20 protein-coding genes are annotated in these 17470 nt (G+C 76.2%); 7 read left to right on the top strand and 13 right to left on the bottom strand.

The genetic code is table 11. The features are described 5' to 3' along the window. Window positions 1-174: 174 nt before the first annotated feature. On the top strand, window positions 175-1359 hold the full coding sequence (locus tag ACI78R_RS15395) for an ROK family transcriptional regulator (protein WP_073420348.1): 1185 nt from the start codon (window positions 175-177) through the stop codon (window positions 1357-1359). Between the two features lie 63 nt (window positions 1360-1422). Here ACI78R_RS15395 and ACI78R_RS15400 read toward each other — a convergent pair whose 3' ends face one another. The 5 genes from ACI78R_RS15400 to ACI78R_RS15420 all read right to left on the bottom strand — a co-directional run bounded on the left by ACI78R_RS15400 (window position 1423) and on the right by ACI78R_RS15420 (window position 6084). Then, complete coding sequence (locus ACI78R_RS15400) at window positions 1423-1791, bottom strand: hypothetical protein (protein WP_073420349.1); 369 nt, start codon at window positions 1789-1791, stop codon at window positions 1423-1425. 66 nt (window positions 1792-1857) lie between these two features. Further along, window positions 1858-2085 (bottom strand): DUF4177 domain-containing protein, encoded by a 228-nt coding sequence (locus ACI78R_RS15405; RefSeq protein ID WP_073420350.1) that lies wholly within the window; start codon window positions 2083-2085, stop codon window positions 1858-1860. Next, complete coding sequence (locus ACI78R_RS15410; protein ID WP_457041348.1) at window positions 2082-2678, bottom strand: histidine phosphatase family protein; 597 nt, start codon at window positions 2676-2678, stop codon at window positions 2082-2084. Before ACI78R_RS15410 ends, ACI78R_RS15405 begins: the two co-directional genes overlap by 4 nt. Window positions 2679-2726: 48 nt before the next feature. Beyond that, a complete protein-coding gene (locus tag ACI78R_RS15415; protein WP_457041349.1) occupies window positions 2727-4052 on the bottom strand; it encodes a class I SAM-dependent RNA methyltransferase in 1326 nt (441 codons plus the stop codon). Next, window positions 4045-6084 (bottom strand): APC family permease, encoded by a 2040-nt coding sequence (locus tag ACI78R_RS15420; RefSeq protein ID WP_073420352.1) that lies wholly within the window; start codon window positions 6082-6084, stop codon window positions 4045-4047. The genes ACI78R_RS15415 and ACI78R_RS15420 overlap by 8 nt, the downstream gene beginning before the upstream one ends. A 159-nt stretch (window positions 6085-6243) precedes the next feature. Here ACI78R_RS15420 and ACI78R_RS15425 point away from each other — a divergent pair, with 159 nt between their 5' ends. Both ACI78R_RS15425 and ACI78R_RS15430 read left to right on the top strand, forming a co-directional pair. Further along, entirely contained in the window at window positions 6244-6909 is a 666-nt protein-coding gene (locus tag ACI78R_RS15425; protein WP_457041350.1) for a potassium channel family protein, read from the top strand. Beyond that, window positions 6909-7577: a potassium channel family protein gene (locus tag ACI78R_RS15430; protein ID WP_073420354.1), complete on the top strand. Its 669-nt coding sequence runs from the start codon at window positions 6909-6911 to the stop codon at window positions 7575-7577. The genes ACI78R_RS15425 and ACI78R_RS15430 overlap by 1 nt, the downstream gene beginning before the upstream one ends. A 4-nt stretch (window positions 7578-7581) precedes the next feature. On the opposite strand, the gene ACI78R_RS15435 is transcribed toward ACI78R_RS15430, so the two are convergent. The 7 genes from ACI78R_RS15435 to ACI78R_RS15465 form a co-directional block, all read right to left on the bottom strand. Next, entirely contained in the window at window positions 7582-8424 is an 843-nt protein-coding gene (locus ACI78R_RS15435) for a DUF3159 domain-containing protein (RefSeq protein WP_454555478.1), read from the bottom strand. Continuing rightward, window positions 8421-8798 (bottom strand): OB-fold nucleic acid binding domain-containing protein, encoded by a 378-nt coding sequence (locus ACI78R_RS15440; protein WP_073420355.1) that lies wholly within the window; start codon window positions 8796-8798, stop codon window positions 8421-8423. Before ACI78R_RS15440 ends, ACI78R_RS15435 begins: the two co-directional genes overlap by 4 nt. Further along, window positions 8795-9580 (bottom strand): alpha/beta hydrolase family protein, encoded by a 786-nt coding sequence (locus tag ACI78R_RS15445; protein WP_457041351.1) that lies wholly within the window; start codon window positions 9578-9580, stop codon window positions 8795-8797. Before ACI78R_RS15445 ends, ACI78R_RS15440 begins: the two co-directional genes overlap by 4 nt. After that, window positions 9577-10338 carry a DUF3710 domain-containing protein gene (locus ACI78R_RS15450; RefSeq protein WP_457041352.1) on the bottom strand — a complete coding sequence of 254 codons (762 nt, stop codon included), beginning with the start codon at window positions 10336-10338 and terminating at the stop codon, window positions 9577-9579. Before ACI78R_RS15450 ends, ACI78R_RS15445 begins: the two co-directional genes overlap by 4 nt. Before the next feature lies 1 nt (window position 10339). Further along, complete coding sequence (gene dut / locus ACI78R_RS15455) at window positions 10340-10819, bottom strand: dUTP diphosphatase (RefSeq protein WP_457041353.1); 480 nt, start codon at window positions 10817-10819, stop codon at window positions 10340-10342. A 23-nt stretch (window positions 10820-10842) separates the two neighbouring features. Beyond that, window positions 10843-11739: a hypothetical protein gene (locus ACI78R_RS15460; RefSeq protein WP_457041354.1), complete on the bottom strand. Its 897-nt coding sequence runs from the start codon at window positions 11737-11739 to the stop codon at window positions 10843-10845. Window positions 11740-11887: 148 nt separating this feature from the next. Beyond that, on the bottom strand, window positions 11888-12190 hold the full coding sequence (locus ACI78R_RS15465; protein WP_073420360.1) for a DUF4193 domain-containing protein: 303 nt from the start codon (window positions 12188-12190) through the stop codon (window positions 11888-11890). Window positions 12191-12482: 292 nt separating this feature from the next. Here ACI78R_RS15465 and ACI78R_RS15470 point away from each other — a divergent pair, with 292 nt between their 5' ends. Both ACI78R_RS15470 and ACI78R_RS15475 read left to right on the top strand, forming a co-directional pair. After that, window positions 12483-13526, top strand: a complete 1044-nt coding sequence (locus tag ACI78R_RS15470) for a phosphotransferase family protein (protein WP_073420361.1) — start codon at window positions 12483-12485, stop codon at window positions 13524-13526. Between the two features lie 85 nt (window positions 13527-13611). Further along, entirely contained in the window at window positions 13612-14148 is a 537-nt protein-coding gene (locus tag ACI78R_RS15475) for a LytR C-terminal domain-containing protein (protein WP_073420362.1), read from the top strand. Between the two features lie 66 nt (window positions 14149-14214). On the opposite strand, the gene ACI78R_RS15480 is transcribed toward ACI78R_RS15475, so the two are convergent. After that, complete coding sequence (locus ACI78R_RS15480) at window positions 14215-15027, bottom strand: inositol monophosphatase family protein (RefSeq protein ID WP_457041355.1); 813 nt, start codon at window positions 15025-15027, stop codon at window positions 14215-14217. 60 nt (window positions 15028-15087) lie between these two features. Between ACI78R_RS15480 and ppgK the strand changes: the two genes are divergently transcribed. Together ppgK and ACI78R_RS15490 are read left to right on the top strand one after the other, a co-directional pair. Beyond that, a complete protein-coding gene (gene ppgK, locus ACI78R_RS15485) occupies window positions 15088-15858 on the top strand; it encodes a polyphosphate--glucose phosphotransferase (protein ID WP_217651219.1) in 771 nt (256 codons plus the stop codon). A 239-nt stretch (window positions 15859-16097) separates the two neighbouring features. Further along, on the top strand, window positions 16098-17462 hold the full coding sequence (locus tag ACI78R_RS15490) for an RNA polymerase sigma factor (protein WP_073420365.1): 1365 nt from the start codon (window positions 16098-16100) through the stop codon (window positions 17460-17462). Window positions 17463-17470 lie beyond the last annotated feature (8 nt).

The raw sequence follows: 17470 nt of genomic DNA on the forward strand, positions 1-17470 counted from the left end.
GACACGGCTCGTCGACGGGGCCGCCGACCCACTGTAGTCGCGCGACGGGCCCTCCCTCCTGGCGAAGCGGGGCCGGGCGGACCGTTCCGTCGCCCGCCGACCCCGACACCCCGGCGGAGGACGGCCGTTCCGTCGGTGATTGACAGAAGGCGACGGTGTGCTCACGATCACCGGATGGACCCCCGGCCGTGGCTGCCCGACCTCAGCGGGCCCTCGCGCCGGCTGGTCGAGGCGCTGCGGGTGACCGGCCCGGCCACCCGGGCGCAGCTGGTCGAGCAGACGGGCCTGTCCCGGGCCACGGTGTCCGGCTACGTGTCCGAGCTCGTCGACCGCGGGCTGGTCGCGCCCGCCGACCCCTCCGACGCCCTGCCCACCGGCGGCCGCCCGGCGGGCCTCGTGCAGCTGACCCGGCAGGCCGGCCTCGTCGTCGGCATGGACATCGGGCGCACCCACGTCCGCACCGCCGTGGCCGACCTCTCCCACCGCATCGTCGCCGAGCACGTCACCACGCTGCCGGTGGCCGACCTCGGCGCCGACGCCGTGCTCGACACGGTCGCCGGACAGGTGGAGCAGGAGCTGGCCCGGGTCGGGGCGTGCACCTGCGACGTCGTCGGCGGGGTGGTCGGGCTGCCCACGCCCGTGGTGGGGCGCTCGGCCAGCAGCCGGGGCACCGTCGTCCGCTCGAACATCCTGCCCGCCTGGTCGGGGCGCACCCCGGGGCCGGCGCTGCAGGAGCGGCTGGGCATGCCGGTGGTGGTGGAGAACGACGCCAACCTCGGCGCGCTCGCCGAGGTGCGCTGGGGCGCCGGGACCGGCTCCCGCTCCACGCTCTACCTGAAGATGGCCACCGGCGTCGGCGGCGCGCTGGTGTTCGACGGCGGCCTGCTGCGCGGCACCTCGGGCACCGCCGGGGAGATGGGCCACGTCAGCCTCGACCCGGCCGGGCCGCTGTGCCGCTGCGGCAACCGCGGCTGTCTCGAGCTCACCGCCGGCGGCAGCGCGCTGCTGCGCGCCATCCGCACCGCCGCGCCGCACTACACCGACCTGCGCTCGCTGGTCGAGGGGGCCGAGGACGGCGACCAGGCGTGCCGGCGGCTGATCGCCGACGCCGGCACCTCGGTCGGCGTCGTCCTCGGCGGGCTGGTCAACGTGCTCAACCCCGACCGCATCGTCGTCGGCGGCGAGCTCGGCACGGCCGGCGACCTGCTGGTCGAGCCGATGCGCCGCGCGCTCGCCCAGTCCGCCATCCCCGCCGCCACCGAGCAGCTCACCGTCGTCCCCGGCTCGCTGGGGGCGCGCGCGGAGGTGCTCGGCGCCGTGGCGGTCGCGCTCCGGGAGGCCGACCGGCTCACCGGCTGAGGGCCCCGGGGGCCCGTGCCGACCGTCCGGGCCCCCGGGTGCCGCCTCCCCGGGCCCGGCCGGTCAGAGCCGGGGCACCCACACCTCGCCCCGCAGCGCCCCGGCGACCACGCTCACCCCGCGGGCGGCCGACGCCAGCCGCGCGCCCTCGCGCTCGTAGGCGGCGACGGCGGCCTCCACCGCCTCGGGCGGCAGGTGGTCGGCGAGCTCCACGCGCACCGTCCGCCAGCCGGCCCGGGCCGCCTCCAGCCCGGCGCCGACGTGGTCGGCGGCCATGCGGGCGAGCAGCACCGGGTAGCGGCGGAGCACCTCGTGCGCCCGGTAGTCCGGCGGCACGAGGTCGAACAGCCAGGTGACGGCGGAGCGCTCCCAGTCGGGCGCGCCCGGCGGCCGGACCTGCTCCGGCCAGCCCGGCGGCACGCTCGCTCCCACACCGGCAGTGTGCCGGAGATCGAACGGGTGTTCGAGCCGACGCGGTCGGCCGTCACCCGGTCGTGATCAGCTGGTCTGTCGCTTGAGCCAGAACTGCTCGAAGCCCCAGGTCCCGGCGCCGCTGGAGTGGTAGCTGACCAGCTCCCAGCCCTCGCCGCCGAGCCGGTTGAGCACCGAGCTGGTGTCCCCCTGCTGCCGCTCGAGCCCGCCGCCGGGGAGCTTGACGCTCACCCCCGCGCGCTGCGACTCGTTGTCGTTGGCCGTGATGACCGAGGCGTACTCCCAGGTGGTCACGGTCCCACCGTAGCGACCGGCTCCGTACCGCCCGGCCCGAGACGGGTCCACGGGACGGCGCCGCGGCCGGTGGCGGGGTCGTAGGACCAGACGCTGCCCTGGCCGGGCTGGTCCCACCGGCGGTCGACCGGCACGCCCAGCACCGCGCACAGCAGCAGCGTGCCGACCCCACCGTGGCAGACGACGGCGACGTCGCCGGCCGCGCCCGCGGCCGCCCGGGCGGCCGCGGCCACCACGCGGGCCTGCGCGTCGACCGCCCGCTCCCAGCCGCGGACGCTCTCGGCGGGCCGGGCGAAGAACGCGTCCGCCGTCGCCTCGAACTCCGCGGGCGGCAGGAAGCCGGTGGCCGAGCGGTCGTTCTCCCCCAGCTCCGGGTCGACGCCGACCGGCAGGCCGGTGACCTCCGCCAGCGCGGCCGCCGTCTCGCGCGCCTTGCGCTCGGCGCTGGACACGATGCGGGTCAGGCCCGGCACCCACGGCAGCGCGACCAGGTGCGCCAGGCGCGCGCGGCCGGCGTCGGACAGGCCCCACTCGGGCACGGGGACGGCCGGGTCGACCCGGACCTCGGGATGGGTGACGACGTGGACCCGCACACCCCGGTGCCTACCGCGCCGCGGCCTGTCGTGGGGGCGGCGGCGTCCTCAGGCGGGCTCGAACAGGGCGACGCACTCGACGTGCGCGGTCATCGGGAAGGCGTCGAAGGCGCGCAGCGCGGCCAGGCGGTACCCGGCGCCGGCGAGCGCGGCGACGTCGCGGCCCAGCGACGCCGGATCGCACGCCACGTAGACGACGGCGCGCGCCCCGGTGCCCGCGACCACCCGGCTCACCGCGGGGCCGGCGCCGGCGCGCGGCGGGTCGAGCACCACGACGTCGGGGGCGTCGCCGAGCTCCTCGAGCAGCCCGGTGAGCCCCTCGGCGTCCACCTCGCCCTGCCAGACCTCGGCCTGCGGCAGCCCGCCCAGGTTGGCCTCCGCGGCGGCGCACGCCTCGGCGTCGGCCTCCACGCAGACCACCCGGCCGGAGTCCCCCACCGACGGCGCGAGCGCCCCGCCGAACAGACCCGCCCCGGCGTAGAGGTCGAGGACGGTCTCCCCGGCCCGCGCGGCGGCCAGCCCGGTGACCGCGGCGACCAGCGCGTCGGCGGCGGACTCGTGCACCTGCCAGAAGCCGGTGCCCTCGACCTCCCAGTCCCGCCCGCCCGCCCGGCGCCCGGCGCGGCCGGCGGGCTCGGCGGGCACGTCCTGCCCGGCGGCGAGCACGCGGGTGGAGGTGGGCGCGCCGCGCCGGTCGAGCCGCGTGGTCGTGACCGTGCCGGCGGAGTCCACGGCGACGTCGACCGCGCCGGCGCCGGGCCAGCGGCGGTCCAGGACGGCGCGGGCGGCCGGCTCCACGGTGATCGGGCAGTCGTCGAGCGCGACGACGTCGTGCGAGCGGTGCCGGCGCAGCCCCGGCACCCCGGCCCGGTCGACGGCGAAGCGCGCCCGCGACCGCCAGCGCAGCGGCCCGCCGGGCAGCGGCTCGACCTGCAGGCCGGTCAGCAGCGGGTCGGCGGCGTCGAGCCGGCCGAGGCGGGTGAGCTGCTCGCGGACGACGTCGGCCTTGAGCCGTCGCTGGCCCTCCCAGGACACGTGCTGCCAGTCGCAGCCGCCGCACCGCCCGGGCCCGCTGTACGGGCAGGGCCGCTCGACCCGGTCGGGCGCGGCCTCGAGCACCTCGACCGCGTCCGCTCGGCAGTAGCCGGGCTGGCGGTCCTCGGTGACCCGGACGACGACCCGCTCCCCCGGCAGCGCGTGCCGGACGAAGACGACGCGCCCCTCGTGCCGGGCCACGCAGTGCCCGCCGTGCGCCACCGGGCCGACGGCCACCTCGAACTCCCGGCCGGTCCACCCGCCGCCGCGGTCGGGCCGCTCGGCGCGGGGCCGCCCGGCCCCGGGACGGCGGCGCCCGGACCCGCGCCGCTCAGCCATACGGCGTGGCCTCGACCTGGTCGTCGGTGAGGCCGCGGCGCAGGTCGCCGGGCATCGGGCCGTCGCGGTGGTCGTCCTCGCGGCCGATCGAGCTCTCCAGCTGCCACGGCACCGTGGTGATCATGACGCCGGGCTGGAACTGCAGCCGGGCACGCAGGCGCAGCGCGCTCTGGTTGTGCAGGACGTTCTCCCACCAGTGCCCGACCACGTACTGCGGCACGAACACGATGACCAGCTCGCGCGGGCTGGCCCGCCGGATCGCCTTGACGTAGTCGACGACCGGCCGGGTGATCTCCCGGTACGGCGACTCCAGCACCGTGAGCGGGACGGGGATGTCGTAGCGGTCCCAGTCGGTCTGCAGCCCGCGGGTGTCGGCGTCGTCGACGTTGACCGTGAGCGCGGTGAGCACGTCGGGCCGGGTGGCGCGGGCGAAGGCGAGCGCCCGCAGCGTCGGCTTGTGCACCTTGGAGACCAGCACGATGGCGTGCACCTTGCTGGGCAGCAGCCGCGCGTCGCTGTCGGGGACGAGCTGCTGGGCGACGTGCGAGTAGTGCCGGTTGATCGCCCGCATGAGCAGGAACAGCACCGGCATCACCAGGATGACGAGGTAGGCGCCGCGGGTGAACTTCGTGATCACGATGATCACCAGCACGATCGTGGTCAGGCTGCCGCCGATGGTGTTGATGACCTGCGAGCGGCGCATGCGGCGCTTCTCGGCGGCGTCGTCGGACAGCCGGATCTCGCGGTTCCAGTGCCGGACCATGCCCCACTGGCCGATCGAGAAGCTGGTGAAGACCCCGACGATGTACATCTGGATCAGCCGGTTGGGATCGGCCTGGAAGGCGACGATCAGCAGGACCGCGAAGCCGGCCAGCAGCAGGATGCCGTTGCTGTAGACGAGCTTGTCGCCGCGGGTGTGCAGCTGGCGGGGCAGGAAACGGTCCTGCGCGAGCACCGAGCCGAGCAGCGGGAAGCCGTTGAAGGCGGTGTTGGCGGCGAGGACGAGGACCAGGGCGGTGGCCGCCTGGATGTAGAAGAAACCGGGTGACTGGTCCCCGCCGAAGGTGGCGGCCGCGAGCTGGGCGATGACGGTGCGCTGCGGGTCGGTCTCGCAGTTCCCGGGGAAGCCGACGAGGTCGCAGGTGTTCTCCGCGTACCGGACGTCGCCGAGCAGGGCGAGCGCCGTGACGCCGGCGAACATCGTCGCGGCGATCCCGCCCATGAGCGCGAGCGTCGTCGCGGCGTTGCGCGACTTGGGCGGCCGGAAGGCGGGCACGCCGTTGGCGATGGCCTCGACGCCGGTGAGCGCCGTGCACCCGGAGGCGAAGGCGCGCAGCGCGAAGAACACCAGCGCGACGCCACCGAGGTTGTCGTAACCGCCCTCGGGGAGCACCGACCACGAGGCGCTCTCGGCGACCACCGGGGAGTCGGTGAAGAAGTCGCGGATCAGCCCGGTGACGATCATCACCATGATCCCGGCGACGAACAGGTAGGTCGGGACGGCGAACGTCTTGCCCGACTCCCGGACGCCGCGCAGGTTGGTCGCGGCCAGCAGGGCCACCAGGCCGACGGCGATGAGCACGCGGTGCTCGTTGAGCGCCGGGAACGCCGAGATGATGTTGTCGGTGCCGGCCGACACCGACACGGCCACGGTGAGCACGTAGTCGACGAGCAGCGCGCTGGCCACCGTCAGCCCGGCGAACTGCCCGTGGTTCTTCATCGCGACCTCGTAGTCGCCGCCGCCCGAGGGGTAGGCGTGCACCACCTGGCGGTAGGACAGCACCACCGTCGCGAGCAGCAGGACGACGGCGACGGCCAGCCACGGGGCCAGGAAGAGGAACGCCGTCCCGGCCAGCGTGAGGACGATGAGGACCTCCTGGGTGGCGTAGGCCACCGAGGAGAGCGGGTCGCTGGCGAAGATCGGCAGCGCGAGGGACTTCGGGAGCAGCGACTCGCCGGCCCGGTCGCTGCGGACCGGTCGGCCCAGGACGAGCCGTTTCGGGAGTTGCCCGAGGTCGGACAGCTTGGGCACGGCGGCGATGGTACGGACGCCGGGGCACCGGGTGCCGCCCGCGCCGGGCGGCTCGCCCGGGCGGGTGGACGGCGGGCGTCCGCGCCCCGCAGCGGGTGTAGCTTCGCGCCCGGCACGCGGGCCGACGGCACGCGGCCACGAGGACCGAGGGAGCGACACGTGCACGTGGTCGTCATGGGCTGCGGCCGTGTCGGCTCGGCGATCGCCCGGCGGCTGGAGGAGATCGGCCACAGCGTGGCGGTCATCGACCAGGACCCCGAGGCGTTCCGCCGGCTGGGGCCGGAGTTCACCGGGCGCCAGGTCACCGGCCTGGGCTTCGACCGGCAGGTGCTGCTCGACGCCGGCATCGACTCCGCCGGCGCCTTCGCCGCGGTGAGCAGCGGCGACAACTCCAACATCATCAGCGCGCGGGTGGCCCGGGAGACCTTCGGCGTCCAGCACGTCGTCGCCCGGATCTACGACTCCAAGCGCGCCGAGGTGTTCGAGCGCATGGGCATCCCGAGCGTGGCCACCGTCCCGTGGACGGTGAACCGGCTGCTGCGCGAGCTGCTGTCGGTCAAGGTCAGCGAGCTGTGGCGCGAGCCCACCGGCAAGGTGCTGCTGATGCGCGTGACCGTCACCGACGGCTGGGTGGGCCGCAAGCTCGCCGAGCTCGAGGCCGCCTCCGGCGCCCGCGCGGCCTGGCTGGTGCGCTTCGGCGAGGCCCAGCTGCCCACGCCGTCGACGGTGCTGCAGGACGGCGACCAGCTCGTCGTCGCGGCCACCGACGAGATCTCCGACCGCGTGCACCAGACCATCGAGTCCCCCGAGGGAGGCAGGGCCTGATGCGCGTGGCCATCGTGGGCGCCGGCGCGGTCGGCCGGTCGATCGCCGGGGAGCTGCTGAGCAACGGCCACACCGTGATGCTCATCGAGAAGGACGGCCGCAAGGTGCGCGCCCGCTCGGTGCCCGGCGCGGAGTGGGTGCAGGCCGACGCCTGCGAGGTGTCCTCCCTCGAGGAGGCCCAGCTGGCCACCTGCGACGTCGTCGTCGCGGCCACCGGCGACGACAAGGCCAACCTGGTCGTGTCGCTGCTGGCGAAGACCGAGTTCGCCGTCAACCGCGTCGTCGCCCGGGTCAAGGACCCGCGCAACGAGTGGCTCTACACCGAGGCGTGGGGCGTCGACGTCGCCGTCTCCACCCCGCGGGTGCTGGCCGCGCTGGTGGAGGAGGCGGTGACCGTCGGCGACGTCGTCCGGCTGATGAGCTTCCGCAAGGGCGCGGCGACGCTGGTGGAGATCACCCTCGCCGAGGACACCCCCTGGGCGGGCCGGCCGCTGCGCGAGGTGCCGCTGCCGCGGGAGACGGTGCTGACGGCGATGCTGCGCGGCGAGCGGGTCATCACGCCCACGCCCGACGAGCCGCTCGAGGTCGGCGACGAGCTGCTGTTCATCACGCACGCCGACGTCGAGGAGCAGCTGCAGCAGGTGCTCTCCCCCGCCGGGCTGGTCTGAGCGGTCAGCCCGGCGGCGCCGCGCCGGCGTCGGTCTCCACCCGGTGCCGGTGCAGCCGGGCGACCACCCAGAGGGTGACCGCGAGCGCCGCGGCGGTGACCGGCAGGCCGAGCACGAGCGAGGCCACCCCGAGCAGGTCCTCCTCGTTGGCGAGGTAGAGCGGTGTCTGCACCGCCACCCGCAGCAGGAAGGTGACCGCCCACATGACGGTCAGCCAGCCGTAGGCGCGCACCACCTTCGGGTCGTCGCGCCAGTGCCGCTCGGGGGCGGGGTCGGCGGGCCGGGCGCCCGGTGCGGGCGCCGGGGGCGGCGGCTGGTGGTGCAGGCGGGCGCGGGCGGTGTCGACGCGGCGGCGCAGGCCGGGCAGCGAGTGCGCGGCCATCGAGCCCAGGTGGCTGGGCGCCAGGAACTCGGCGAGCACGCCGACCAGCGGCCAGCGCAGCGGCACCGACCCGAGCAGCACCACGCCGATGACGGCGTTGCGGATGATGCCCGGCACGAAGTAATTGCGCGCCTGCCCGGAGGCGGCGGCGATGGCCACGGCCACGGCCACGCCGAACAGGCCGCTGAAGGCCTGCTGCACGCTCTCCCGCCGCACCAGCCGGAAGACCAGCACGAGCAGCGCCGCGCCGATCGCGCACCAGATGCCGGTGCGCAGGTCGCCGATCGCGTTGGCGACGATGAACGCCACCGTGGGCAGCGTGGCGTCGACCATGCCGCGCCAGCCGCCGAGCTGCTCGAGCACCAGGTGGCGGTCGAAGGTCACGCCGCCGGCGTCCCCGGACTGCTCCTGCGGTGCTGCTCCCCCCGGGTCGCGCCGGCCGCCGTCGTCGGCCGGGGAGGTCACCCGGCGCTCAGCTCGTACCAGGGGTTGTAGATGACCTTGCGGCCGTCGAAGTTGGCGAAGCGCCCGCGCGCGGTGAGCGTGCGCCCCGGCTCGATGCCGGGGATGCGCCGCCGGCCGAGCCACACCAGGGTGACCGAGCCCGAGCCGTCGAAGAGCTCGGCCTCGAGGGTGGGGACGGTCTCGCGCGGGGTGTAGACGACCGACTTCAGCCGGCCCGTCACGGTCACGACCGCCCCCTTGCGGCAGGAGCTCACCGGCTCGCAGCCGGCGCGGTCGGCCTCGGCGCGCAGCTCCTGCGCGTCGATCGTGGAGTCGTCGGCGGTGAGTCGCTGCAGCGTGCGGGCGAGCCAGCCACCGGGACGCGTCTGTGTCACGGCTCCAGGGTAGTGCCGTCACGACGCGCGGTGGCGCGCTCCCGCAGCCAGTCGCGGACGACCGCCCAGCCCTCCCCCGCCGGGTCGATGACGTCCCGGTGCCCGCCGGGCACGCCGCGCACCTCGACCCGGTCACCGGCGGCGCGGGCGGCCGCGGCGTAGCGCTCGCTCTGCTCGGGCGGGACGACGTCGTCGCCGGTGCCGTGCACGCACAGCACGTCGGCCCCGGTGGGCAGCAGCCGCGCCGGGTCGGCCGCGGCGTAGCGGTCGGGCACCGCGCCGGGCTCCCCGCCGAGGAACTCCTGCGGAGCCCGCCGGCCCAGCTCCTGCTCCGCGGCGCGCGCGAGGTCGAGGACACCGGCCTGCAGCACGGCGGCGGCCACCCGCACCCGGGGGGCGGCGCCGGGCGCGCCCTCGGGCAGGCGCGCGCGTCCGGCGGCCCAGGCGGCGAGGTGCCCGCCGGCCGAGTGGCCGATCACGGTGACGTCGCCGAGGTCGAGGCCGTCGGTGCCGGCGAGGGCGTCGAGCGCGGCGGCGACGTCCTCCAGCGTGGCCGGCCACCCGCCGCCGGTGCCGACCCGCCGGTACTCGACGGCGACGGCGGCCCACCCGGCCGCGGCCAGGTCGGCGGCCAGCGGGCGGGCCAGCTCGATGCCGTACGCGGCGCGCCAGAACCCGCCGTGCAGCACGACCGCCACCGGTGCCGGGCCCTGCGCCGCGGGGAGGGTGAGCTCGAGGAACTGGTCGGGGTGCGGGCCGTAGGCGAGGGTGCGGGTGCTCACGCGGTCGGGCCGGCGGGCGGCGCCTGCCGCCCCTGCGCCGGCGGGGCCGCCGGGGGCCGGCCCGCCTGCTGTCCCGCCTGCTGCTGCGCCGCCTGCTGGCGGGCCAGCTGCTCGGCGGCCTGGGCCGGGAGGGTGAGCGGCAGTTGCTCGCGCACCGGCATCGGGTCGGTGCCGCGGACGACGACGACCTGGCGGAACGCCTCCTCCAGCACGGCCGCCGCGTCCGGGTTCTCGGCCGCCGGGCCGCTGATCATGCCGCGCAGGAACCAGCGCGGGCCGTCGACGCCGAGGAAGCGGGCCGCGCGGCGCTGCGGCTTCGGCGGCGGGCCGCCGGGCTGGGCCGCCGGGGTGACGAGGACCGTGCCGGCGAGCTCGGGACCGAACGGGCCCTCGACCTCGGTGAGCCGCCCGCCCTGCCCCGACGCGCTGCGCGCGAGGTCGGCGCGGACGTCGTCCCAGATGCCGGCGGCCCGCGGCGCGGCGAACGCCGACAGCTGCAGCAGGGAGTCGCCGTAGCGCAGCGTGGCGCCGATGACCTTCTGCTGCTGGTTGAGGTCCACGCGCAGCTCCGTGCCGGGCACCGCGGGCAGCCGCAGCGCGCCGAGGTCGACGCGGGGACGGCCGTCGTCGGGCGCGTCGGCGGCGTCGAAGGGCCCGGCGGTCTCGTCGACCTCCCGCTCCCGGTGCTGCGGCTCCGGCGGCACGCCGCGCTCGCGCAGGCTGCGGTCGATCCGGTTGCGTCGTCGTCCGAACGGCATCTCAGGCCTCCTTCCCCGCGGCCCGGCCGGTGGAGCCGTGACCGGCCTCGCCGCGGACGCTGGCCGGCAACTCCTCGACCGGGACGAAGCGCGCCTGCACCACCGGCTGCACGACCAGCTGGGCGACGCGCTCGCCGCGGCGCAGGGTCAGCGGCGTCTCCGGGTCGAGGTTGACCAGGTTCACCTTGATCTCCCCCCGGTAGCCGGCGTCGATGGTGCCCGGCGCGTTGACCAGGCTCAGCCCGTGCCGGTGGGCCAGGCCCGAGCGCGGGTGCACGAAACCGGCATACCCCTCGGGGATCGCGACGGCCACGCCCGTGCCCACCAGCGCCCGCTGGAACGGCGCGAGGACGACGTCCTCGGCCAGCGTCAGGTCCGCGCCCGCGTCGCCGGGGAGGGCGTAGCGGGGCGGCTGCGCGCCGTCGCCGGTGAGCCGCACCGGGACGTCGAGCGGAGCTGGTGCGGGGGCGGGCTCGGGCACGACGGCGACCCTAACCACGGCGCTCAGGCGTCGCGGCGGCGCAGGTCGGACCGCACCCGCCGGGCGAGGGTCTCGGTGGCCTTGAGGTTGCCGCGGCCGCCGAGCGCGGCGCCCACGAGCAGCGGCGCGGCCGACCCGAGGTTGCGGGCCAGCCGGCGGGACAGGCGGCGGCGCAGCGCCCGGAACCCCGCGGTGCCGAGGACGGTGCCCATCCCCTGCCGGGCCCCGCCCTCGACGGCCCGCTGGGAGGTCCAGCTCGCGAGGTACGCGGCGGCCCGCTCGCGGTCGCTGCCGGCCGCCGGGCGGCCGTAGAGCTCGTGCAGCTCGCCGAGCAGGACCACCTCGACGGCGGCGGTGAGCAGCGTCTCGGCGCCGAGCTCGAGCGGCAGGGCCACGAGCGACGGCGGCGCGAACCAGTGCGCCGCCGACAGCCCGCCGGTGGCCGCGCCGACGGCTGCGGTCATCCGGGCGGCCCGGGTGGTGAGCGCGTCGGCGATCTCCTCGTCCGAGCGCCCGGGGTGGGCGGCGCGGATCCGGGCGGCGTCGCGGATGGGCAGCCGGGGCGCGGCCGCGGCGAGCAGCTCACCGAGGACCGTGCCGGGGCCGCGGGAGTCGTCGTCGCCGGCCGCGGCCGGGTCATGACGGCGCCCGGCGGACGTGGCGGCGGACCCCGCGGTGGACGCCGCCGTGGACGCGGCGGCCGACGCGACCGCGCCGACGACGTCGCGCAGCAGGCCGGCCGTCGAGCGGCGCCCCTCGGGAGCGGCGCCGCCGGCGCGGTCGCCGTCGGCGTCGTCGGTGCCGCCGAGCAGCCCGGAGACCGCGTCGGCGAGCGCCCGGGCGGCGCGGCCCAGACCGGTGTCGGGGTCGAGCCAGCCGGGGCCGGACTCCTCCGGCGCAGGCTCCGCGACCCGCTGCACGGGCCGTGGCGGCGGGACGTCCCTGGGCGCAGCCGTCCGCCTCGTCTCCTCGGTCATCGTCTGCTCCCTCCCCGTGCGTCCCGCCGCACGCCGTCGCCGGTGCCGGCGCCGGTCACGCCGCCGACCGGGCCCCTCGTGGGGCCCGTGATCAGGCCGCGCAGTCGCGGCAGTAGTTCTCGCTGCCGCGGCTGGCGGCCAGGCGGCTGCGGTGCTGCACGAGGAAGCACCGCGAGCAGGTGAACTCGTCCTCCTGCTTGGGCAGGACGCGGACGGTCAGCTCCTCGTTGGACAGGTCGGCGCCGGGCAGCTCGAGGCTCTCGTTGAAGTCGGTCTCGTCGACGTCGACCGAGCTGGACTGCGCCTCGGCGCGCCGGGCCTTGAGCTCCTCGAGGGAGTCCTCGCCGAGCTCGTCGGCCTCGTTGCGGCGCGGGGCGTCGTAGTCGGTGGCCATGGGGTGTGCCCCTCCTCCGGGGTCGTTCGCGGGCGCACCCGCGGCGTGCGCCGGCGGCGGTGGCCGCCGGCGTCCTGGCCGGCCGCACGGGGCGGCCGCTGGACGGTGTCCGGACCGGCTGCCGGACGACCCCGGGAGGGACGTCCGCGCCGGACCGGCAGCCCCCCAACGCCGTGCGGTCCCGGTTTGTGCCCACGCTCGGACACGGGACACATCGGCCGTTCCTGGGCCGCGGATCGGGGCCCGGACGGGCGGGTCGGGGAGCGGAGTGCCGGAGGTTACCCTGCGGCGCGTGTCGAGTGCCGTGGGAGCTGACCCCGCCGTCGTCGGTCCGTACCTCGCCGCAGCCCTCGGCGACGAGCGCTGGCGGGAGGTGACCGTCGACCTCGTCGCGGCCGGCATGTCGAACCTCACGTACGTCGTCACGCCCGCGGGCGGGTCGGCCGACGACGCGGTGATCCTGCGGCGCCCGCCCACCGGCGCGGTGCTGGCCACGGCGCACGACATGGCCCGGGAGCACCGGGTCATCAGCGCGCTCGGGCCGACGCCGGTCCCGGTGCCGCGGACGCTGCACCTGTGCACCGACCCCGAGGTGCTCGGCGCGCCGTTCTACGTGATGGAGCGCGTCGTCGGCCTGCACGTCGTCGACGAGATCCCGGCGGGGTACGCCGACACCCCCGAGCTGCGGCGGCAGGTCGGTGACGGCCTCATCGACGTGCTGGCGCAGCTGCACGCCGTCGACCCGGCGTCGGTGGGGCTGGACGACTTCGGCCGGCCCGAGGGCTTCCTGGCCCGGCAGGTGCGCCGCTGGACCAAGCAGTGGGACGCCACCCGCGACCGCGACCGCCCGGGCATGGACGCCCTCGCCGCGCGGCTGGCCGAGACGGTGCCGCAGACGCAGCGCACGGGGATCGTCCACGGCGACTACCGCCTCGACAACTGCCTGCTCGACCCCGAGCGGCCCGGCGGCATCCGCGCGGTGCTGGACTGGGAGATGTCGACGCTGGGCGACCCGCTCACCGACATCGGCATGCTGTTCGTCTACTGGCCCGAGGCCGGCGAGACCCGCCCCGTGCTGTCGCCCGTGACGACGCTGCCCGGCTTCCCCACCCGCCGCGAGATCGCCGAGCGCTACGCGCAGCAGGCCGGCGTCGGCCTCGAGGACCTCGACTGGTACGTCGGCTTCGCCTTCTTCAAGTTCGCCGCGATCGTCGCCGGCATCGTCGCCCGCTCGGCGGCCGGGGCGATGGCCGGCAAGGACACCTCCGGCTACGCCGACCGCATCGACCCGTGCGTCGAGCTGGGACGCGCCGCGCTCGACGACGGTGCCCTCTGACCCCGCCGGCCGCCCCTAGACTCCGGCCGATCCGACCCCGCGCGGCCCGCCGGTCCGTGGCGGGTCGGCGCCGAGGAGGACGAGCGTGAGCACCAGCACCGACAGCCCGCCGGTGCGCCGCCGCAGGGACCGCCGGCTGCTGCCTCCCCTGGTCTTCCTCCTGGTGCTGGCGCTCGCCGCGCTCGGCGTGTGGTGGAAGGTCTTCCAGGACGCCGGGGCCCGCGCCGAGGCCGCCGAGGCCGCCTGCGAGACCGCCGCCGCGGCGCCGCCGTCGCTGGACCCCAGCACGCTGTCGATCCGCGTCTACAACGCCACCGACCGCGGCGGGCTGGCCAACACCGTCGCCGCCGAGCTGCAGGCGCGCGGGTTCGTGGTCGAGGAGATCGCCAACGACCCGACCGAGCGCGAGGTCACCGGCACCGGCGAGGTCCGCCACGGCCCGCGCGGCAACGACGCGGCCCGCTACCTGGCGCTGTTCCTCCCCGGGGCCGGCGACCTGCTCGACACCCGGGCCACCGCCACGGTCGACCTGGTGATCGGGCCCGACTTCCAGGCGCTGGCCACCCCCGAGGAGGTCGCGGCGACCCTCACCCCGATCGCGAGCGCCGAGGCCGCCTGTTGACGGACCCCGTCCCCCTCACCCCTCGCGAGCTCGGGGTGAGCCTCCGGACGGGGCCGTTCCAGCACGTCACGGGTGGAGACGGTCGAGCAGCTCCAGCAGCGGCTGGGCGACCGTCGCGGGGACCGCGACCGCCATCGGCTCGGCGAACGGCCGGCCCGGCAGCCCGGTGACCACCAGGCCCGCCTCGGCGGCCACCAGCGCGCCCGCCGCGTGGTCCCAGGGCTTGAGGTCGAGCTCGTAGTAGGCGTCGACGCGCCCGGCCGCGGCGGCGCACAGGTCCAGCGACGCGCAGCCGTACCGGCGGATGTCGCGCACCTCGGGCAGCAGCTGCGCGACGACGACGCCCTGCGCCCGCCGCTGCTCGACCCGGTAGCCGAAGCCGGTGGCCACCAGCGTCTGCCCGAGGGACTCCGGACGGTTGCCGGTCAGCCGCACCGGCTCCGGCACCTCTCGGGTGGACAGGAACGCGCCGCCGCCGGCCGTGGCGGTGAACAGGTCGCCGGTCGGCACGTCGAGCACCGCGCCGGCCACCGTGGCGCCGTCGACCTCGGCGGCGATGGAGACGGCGTAGCCGCGCAGCCCGTAGAGGAAGTTGACCGTGCCGTCGATCGGGTCGACCACCCAGCGCACGCCGCTGGTGCCGGCGCGGTCGGCGCCCTCCTCCCCCAGCAACCCGTCGTCGGGCCGCGCCTCGAGCAGCCGCCGGGTGATCAGCTGCTCCGAGGCCGTGTCGACGGCGGTGACGACGTCGGTGGGGCTGGACTTCACGTCGACGGCGGACGCGGCCGACCCGCGCTCGCGGACGATCAGCTCGGCCGCCTCCCGGGCGGTCGAGACGGCCAGGTCGAGCAGGTCGGCGGGCGACACGGGGGCACTCACCCGGGGGATCCTGCCCGAGCACCCCGCCGGACTGCGGCGCCGGTCACTAGGGTGACCGCCGTGCAGGGGTTCGGCGTGGACATCGGCGGCAGCGGCATCAAGGGGTGCCTGGTCGACCTGGAGGCAGGCACTCTCATCGGCGAGCGGATGCGGGTGGAGACCCCGCAGCCCTCGCTCCCGGAGGCGGTGTACGACGTCGTCGCCGGGATCGTGAGCTCCTTCGGGTGGACCGGGCGGATCGGGTGCACCTACCCCGGCGTCATGAAGAAGGGCGTCGCGCACACCGCGGCGAACATGGACAAGAGCTGGATCGGCACCGACGTCGACGGCGGCCTCACCGCGCTGGTGCCCGGCACGGTCGAGACGCTCAACGACGCCGACGCCGCCGGGCTCGCCGAGATGCGCTACGGCGCCGGCCGCGGCCGCGACGGCGTCGTCCTCATGCTGACCTTCGGCACCGGCATCGGCAGCGCGCTGTTCGTCGACGGCCACCTCGTGCCCAACACCGAGTTCGGGCACATCCAGGTCGACGGCCACGACGGCGAGCGCCGCGCCTCGGCCGCCGTGCGCGAGCGCGAGGAGCTCTCCTACCCCGAGTGGGCGGCCCGCGTGGACCGCTACCTCGACGTGCTGGAGGGCGGCCTGTGGCCGGACCTGATCATCGTCGGCGGCGGGGTGAGCAAGAAGGCGCACAAGTGGGTGCCGCTGCTGACCACGCGCACCCCGGTCGTCCCCGCGGAGCTGCAGAACGACGCCGGAATCGTCGGCGCGGCACTCGCCGCGGCGGAGCGGATCGAGGCGCGCGGCACCGAGGCGCCGGTCCAGCCCTGACGCGCCCGCCCCTTCCGGGCGACCGCGGGCCGTTCGCGGCGCTGGTCACACGCCGTGACGTCGCTACAATGGAGAAGCCCCAGCCCGTCACCACCCAGCCGGGAGTCATCCCCCCTCCGCACCGCGGTCAAACGCCGCACCGGACCTGGGGCCTCCCCGCTCCGCGGCCGACGGCCCGGGGCCGCTGCCCGGGAGCCAGATCGCTCCCGGGGACGCACCCAGCACGGGAAGGAACCTGAGTGCCCGCCGACAAGCCTGCACCGGACGCCGCCGTCACGAGCAGCACCCGCTCGAAGACGGTCGCCGCGAGCACCCGACCCTCCCGGACCAGCGCGCCGGTGGGCGTCGCCGGGAACGCGCCGGCGAAGGCCGCGCCCCGCAAGAAGGCCCCGGCGAAGACCACCGCCGCCAAGGGCAAGCCGGCCATCAGCCCCTCGCCGGGCGCCGGTGAGGGCACCGTCCTGACCGCCGTGGCCTCCGACGACTCCGCCGTCGCCGTGGTCGACGCCGGTGCCGAGGGCCTGACCCTCGACGAGGCCGTCGTCGCCGGCCCCGACGGGGTCGCGGTCGCCGAGGCGCCCGCCGCCGCGGAGGGGGCCACCGAGGGCGGCACCGACTTCGAGTGGGACGACGAGGAGGAGTCCGAGGCGCTGCGGCAGGCCCGCAAGGACGCCGAGCTCACCGCCTCGGCCGACTCGGTCCGCGCCTACCTCAAGCAGATCGGCAAGGTCGCCCTCCTCAACGCCGAGGAGGAGGTCGACCTCGCCAAGCGCATCGAGGCCGGGCTCTACGCCTCCGAGCGGATGCGCCAGGTCGAGGAGGAGGGCCAGAAGCTCTCCCCGCAGATGCGCCGCGACCTCAACTGGATCATCCGCGACGGCGAGCGCGCCAAGAACCACCTGCTGGAGGCCAACCTCCGCCTCGTGGTCTCCCTCGCCAAGCGCTACACCGGCCGCGGCATGGCGTTCCTGGACCTCATCCAGGAGGGCAACCTCGGCCTGATCCGCGCCGTCGAGAAGTTCGACTACACCAAGGGCTACAAGTTCTCGACCTACGCCACCTGGTGGATCCGGCAGGCGATCACCCGCGCCATGGCCGACCAGGCCCGCACCATCCGCATCCCGGTGCACATGGTCGAGGTCATCAACAAGCTCGGCCGCATCCAGCGCGAGCTGCTCCAGGACCTGGGCCGCGAGCCCACCCCGGAGGAGCTGGCCAAGGAGATGGACATCACCCCGGACAAGGTGCTGGAGATCCAGCAGTACGCCCGGGAGCCCATCAGCCTCGACCAGACCATCGGCGACGAGGGCGACAGCCAGCTCGGTGACTTCATCGAGGACTCCGAGGCCGTCGTCGCCGTCGACGCGGTGAGCTTCACGCTCATGCAGGACCAGCTCACCAGCGTCCTGCAGACGCTGTCGGAGCGGGAGGCCGGCGTCGTCCGGCTGCGGTTCGGCCTCACCGACGGCCAGCCCCGCACTCTCGACGAGATCGGCCAGGTCTACGGGGTGACCCGCGAGCGGATCCGGCAGATCGAGTCGAAGACGATGTCGAAGCTGCGCCACCCGAGCCGCTCCCAGGTGCTGCGCGACTACCTCGACTGAGGAAGGAC

Source organism: Geodermatophilus sp. SYSU D01106 (assembly GCF_054049995.1).

Coding starts and splice junctions, on each gene's coding strand:
- ACI78R_RS15430 (WP_073420354.1), top strand. CDS start 6,909: ATGCGCGTGGCCATCGTGGGCGCCGGCGCGGTCGGCCGGTCGATCGCC.
- ACI78R_RS15465 (WP_073420360.1), bottom strand. CDS start 12,190: ATGGCCACCGACTACGACGCCCCGCGCCGCAACGAGGCCGACGAGCTC.
- ACI78R_RS15450 (WP_457041352.1), bottom strand. CDS start 10,338: ATGCCGTTCGGACGACGACGCAACCGGATCGACCGCAGCCTGCGCGAG.
- ACI78R_RS15415 (WP_457041349.1), bottom strand. CDS start 4,052: ATGGCTGAGCGGCGCGGGTCCGGGCGCCGCCGTCCCGGGGCCGGGCGG.
- ACI78R_RS15395 (WP_073420348.1), top strand. CDS start 175: ATGGACCCCCGGCCGTGGCTGCCCGACCTCAGCGGGCCCTCGCGCCGG.